Below are 3958 nucleotides of genomic sequence, written 5' to 3' on the forward strand. Positions count from 1 at the left end.
GGCTGCTGGAGCTTGGCATTGTCGACAGTGTGCACGAGAGCGCCGGAGAGGCCGTCACCGGCGCCGACGGTGTCGTGCTGTGCGCGCCGGTCGGAGCCTATGCCGGGATCATGGCCGAGATTGCGCCGTCTCTGGAGCAGGGCGCGGTTCTGACGGATATCGGCTCGGTGAAAATGGCGGTGGTGCGTGACGTTGCGCCGCTGGTTCCGGAAGGGGTTCATTTCGTTCCCGGGCACCCGGTCGCCGGGTCGGAGAAATCCGGCCCCGATGCCGGGTTTGCGGAGCTGTTCCGGGGTCGCTTCTGGCTGCTGACGCCGGAAGAGGGTGTCGACCCCGCGGCCACGGCGAAAGTCGAGGCGCTATGGTCCCGCGTCGGCGCCATCGTCGAGGTGATGGATGCGGCCTATCACGACAAGGTGCTGGCGCTGACCTCCCATTTGCCTCACCTGATCGCCTACACAATCGTCGGCACGGCCTTCGATGTGGAAGAGCAGGAGCGGCAGGACGTGATCCGGTTCTCCGCCGGCGGTTTCCGGGACTTTACCCGGATCGCCGGTTCGGACCCGACCATGTGGCGCGACATCTTCCTGAACAACAAGGAAGCCGTGCTGGAGATGCTGCAGCGTTTCACCGAGGATCTGACCGCCTTGCAGCGGCAGATCCGGTGGGGTGAGGGCGACAAGCTCTTTGAGTTCTTCGAACGTACGCGGGAAGTCCGGCGCAGTGTTGTCGAGGCGCACCAGGAGGGCACCAACCCCTGGGGCGGACCGGGTTCCAGTGAGAAGGACGCGGGCTCAGAAGGCGGAAAACCGGAATAGGGTGAAGGGACCGGCGCTCACGCGCCCGTCCTGCGCCGAGACCGGCATGCTGACAACCCGTGTTGCGTCCGTGTTGCTGGTGCGGCTGAAGGCACCGAGTACCAGCCGGGCAACTTCCGCCGCATCCCGCGTCAGATGTCCCACGCTCACAAGGTTTTCGATGGCTTCATCGAACCCCTTGATCTCCAGGGTGCCCGCGCCTTCCGGTCGGAGCAGCTGATCCAGCGCAAGCGTCGCGTTCAGTCTCAGCGCCACCGGGTCGAACGACAGTGTGAAACGGTCGATATCGACCGTCCCGCCCGCATCCCGCCAGAGGGCAAGATCCTGCGCGCCGGTTCCGGACAATGCGCCGCGCAATGTCGCCTCGAGAGAGAGCCTTGCATGGTCCGCAGCCGTGCCGAGCTGCTTCAGGGCAGGCGTCTCGACGCGGTTTGCGGTGATACTGACGACGGCCGCCGCGTCCGCATGGCTGACGATGCTGTCGGCCTGATCCAGTGTCGCAACGGTCGCGCCGAGTCGGGCGGCTTCGCGCGGTCCCGTGGGATCACCGTCCCGTTGCGAGACCAGCCGTCCGCCGGCGGCGTCCAGCCGGGCATGCTCCAGCACGCCGGAGCTGTAGAACCGGGCATTGATCATGGTGTCCGGCGCCGATGTCAGCGTCACCGTTGTGCCTTGCGCCGGGGCCTTCTGGACCGCTGTCAGGCCGTTCTCCGCCGTCAGCGTCAGATCGAGCGGGGACCAGGGTCTGGCGGAGAGCCGCAGCCGGTCGGCCGTTATCGTTTCGACCACCGCCTCCCGGTTCCGCCGGTAGAGGATGTCCGGCGCCAGGATGCTCATTGCGAAGGGGAACCCCTCGAACCGCAGCGTGCCGAAAGTGACCTCATTGCCTTTGGCCCGTTCTGCCCCCGCCCAGTCCTCGATCCGGCCTTCCAGCCAGAAGGCGGCGGCGAACCAGTTGCCGACATAGGTCAGCACGGCGAGCGCCAGTACGAAGGAAAGAACGGTTCCAATGCGTCGCGGGCGCTTGTGCGGGGCCGGTGGTGTGGTTATCTGGTTGGTCATCTGATGCAAATCACTTCCCGAGTGTCTCGAAAGATATGACTACCGAGAGCGATGATCTATGGGTTTTCGGCTACGGCTCGCTGATGTGGCGGCCGGGCTTCGACTATGTGGAGCGGCTGGCTGTCCGTCTCAATGGCTATCATCGCGATTTCTGTGTCTGGTCGCACCGGTATCGCGGCACGCCGGAGCGGCCGGGCCTGGTGCTCGGGCTTGACCGGGGCGGGTCCTGCCGGGGCATTGCCTACCGCATCGCGCCGGAAAACCGGGAAGCAGTGCTGGCCTATCTGCATGAACGGGAAATGATCACGGGCGTTTACGATCCCCGTTATCTGCCGATCATCGATCCCCTGTCCGGCCGCCGCGCGGTGGCCCAGTCCTATGTCGTCGACCGCACGCACCCGCAATATGCGGCCGGGCTGACGGTCGAGCAGCGGGCGGCCCTCGTTATTCAGGGTATCGGGACCGCTGGGCCGTGCCGGGATTATCTCGCCAACACGGTGGCCCATCTGGTCGAGCTCGGCATGCCGGACCGGCGGCTGGCCACTTTGCTCAAGACCGTCGACGCCATGCTGGCGGGCGATCTTGCGATCCCGCCCGCGCCGGAAGGACCGCCGGCCCACCCGGCCAATCACCCGGGCGTCCGGCCGGAGACTGCGATCTGACACCGGCGTTTGCCGCTTCAGCCTTGCATCTCGCTCCTGCCGAGAAGCCAGTCCATCACTGCCGTCACGGCCGGGGGGCGGGCAGTGCTTTTTTGTGCAAGCAGATGAAAGCCTCGCTTGCCGTTGAAAGAGCCGTCCGCAACCTCGACCAGCCGTCCGGCCAGGAAATCCTGCTCCACCAGAAAGCGGCTCGCCAGGGCAATGCCCTGACCGGCCAGCGCCGCATCGATACTGAGAGATGTCTGGCTGAAGCTCAGTCTGTTCTTTCCCGTCCAGTCTTTGACCCCGAGCACCTCACCCAGAAAGGCAGGCCACAGGTCATGTGTATCCTGTAGCAGCGGAAGCGTGCTGAAATCATGTGCCGTGAGTGGCAGATCCCGCCCCTGCACGATGGCTGGCGCGGCAATCGCGACAATGTCGCTATGGAACAGTAACCGGGCGTCGATGGCGGCTCCGAAGGGCGGCGATCCCTGACGAATGGCAAGGTCGATACCGTCGCCATGAAAACTCAGCACGCTGTCGGTTGCGAGAACCCGCAGGTCTATTTCCGGATGAAGCGCGGTCAGGCTTGGCAGGTTCGGTATCAGCCATTTGGCGGCGAAGGTCGGCGTGACGCTGATCGTCACCTTGGAAGGCGTGGGGGCGAGGCGGAGTGTTGCTTCCTGCAGCATGGCGAAGGCGGCACTGACCTGCTGGTGATAACCGCGTCCCCCGGCCGTGAAGGCAAGTCCTTTGGAATGCCGGTCGAACAGCTTGAGGCCGAGATATGCCTCAAGACCACGAATCTGTTGCGCAACGGCGCCCTGGGACACCCCCAGTTCGTCCGCGGCGGCCCGGAAATTCAGGTGCCGCCCGGCGGCGTCGAAGGCTTTCAGCGCATTGACCGGTGGTAGGCGGGATTTTTCAGTCAATAGATTTTCTACTTTCACAGGGTAGAGGAACTGACTGGCTCATGCCTTTGCTTCTGCGCATATAGTGCTCCAGTGAGACAGTTCTTCGGAGGAAAAATTAAATGGCTGTAGAAAAAATTGTGCTGATCACGGCCGGTGGCAGCGGCATGGGCGCCGATGCGGCGCGCCGGCTGGCGGCGGACGGCTTTCGCGTCGGTATCCTCTCTTCGTCTGGTAAGGGCGAAGCCCTCGGCGAAGAGCTGGGCGGCTTCGGCGTGACCGGCTCGAACCGGTCGGTCGAGGATCTGAAGCGTCTGGTCGATGGCGCCGTCGAGCGTTGGGGCCGGGTCGATGTGCTGGTGAATTCTGCCGGACACGGTCCGAAGGGGCCAGTTCTGGATCTGACGGACGAGGATTGGCACGACGGGATGGAGGTCTACCTCCTGAATGTCGTTCGTCCGACCCGGCTGGTCACGCCGCTGATGCAGGCGCAGGGCGGTGGCGCGATCATCAATATCTCGACCTT

At 64.5% G+C, this 3958-nt stretch carries 5 protein-coding genes; 3 read left to right on the forward strand and 2 right to left on the reverse strand.

Annotated features, from left to right (window positions below; genetic code table 11):
* The coding region (locus AAC126_RS21900; protein WP_339857512.1) for a prephenate dehydrogenase/arogenate dehydrogenase family protein at positions 1-818 on the forward strand (818 nt) is incomplete at its 5' end.
* Here the strand turns inward: AAC126_RS21900 and AAC126_RS21905 are convergent.
* Complete coding sequence (locus AAC126_RS21905; protein ID WP_339857513.1) at positions 795-1880, reverse strand: DUF2125 domain-containing protein; 1086 nt, start codon at positions 1878-1880, stop codon at positions 795-797. The genes AAC126_RS21900 and AAC126_RS21905 overlap by 24 nt on opposite strands.
* Positions 1881-1915: 35 nt before the next feature.
* Here AAC126_RS21905 and AAC126_RS21910 point away from each other — a divergent pair, with 35 nt between their 5' ends.
* Positions 1916-2542, forward strand: a complete 627-nt coding sequence (locus tag AAC126_RS21910) for a gamma-glutamylcyclotransferase (RefSeq protein WP_339857516.1) — start codon at positions 1916-1918, stop codon at positions 2540-2542.
* Between the two features lie 17 nt (positions 2543-2559).
* Here AAC126_RS21910 and AAC126_RS21915 read toward each other — a convergent pair whose 3' ends face one another.
* Entirely contained in the window at positions 2560-3453 is an 894-nt protein-coding gene (locus tag AAC126_RS21915; RefSeq protein ID WP_339857518.1) for a LysR substrate-binding domain-containing protein, read from the reverse strand.
* Positions 3454-3554: 101 nt separating this feature from the next.
* On the opposite strand from AAC126_RS21915, the gene AAC126_RS21920 reads away from it, so the two are divergent.
* Positions 3555-3958 (forward strand): SDR family NAD(P)-dependent oxidoreductase (locus AAC126_RS21920; protein WP_339857520.1); only part of this gene is annotated, 404 nt, incomplete at its 3' end.

Source organism: uncultured Nisaea sp., assembly GCF_963974195.1.
GTDB lineage: Bacteria > Pseudomonadota > Alphaproteobacteria > Thalassobaculales > Thalassobaculaceae > Nisaea.